We start from the raw sequence: 302 nt of genomic DNA on the forward strand, positions 1-302 counted from the left end.
TCCACCAAGTGATAATCCTTGTAGTAAACGGGCAAGAACTAAAATAATTGGCGCCATAATACCGATACTTTCGTAACTCGGTGTACAGGCAATAATTAAAGAACCACCGGCCATAACCGTAATGGAGAGGGTTAATGCCGCCCGGCGTCCGTGCCGATCTGCATAGCGTCCCATTAATAAACTTCCGATAGGGCGCATTAAAAATCCAACTGCGAAAATAGCTGCTGTGTTCAGTAACTGACTCGTTGGATCGCCTTTAGGAAAGAACTCTGCTGAAAAATAAACAGCGAAAGCAGAGTAAA

General features: G+C 44.4%; 1 protein-coding gene. It reads right to left on the reverse strand.

Features of this window, described 5'->3' with window-relative positions:
- The coding region (locus tag NG918_RS16905; protein WP_252227227.1) for an MFS transporter at positions 1-302 on the reverse strand (302 nt) is incomplete at both ends.

Origin of the sequence: Clostridium sp. ZBS2 (genome assembly GCF_023845855.1) — a bacterium.
Lineage (GTDB): Bacteria > Bacillota > Clostridia > Clostridiales > Clostridiaceae > Clostridium > Clostridium aquiflavi.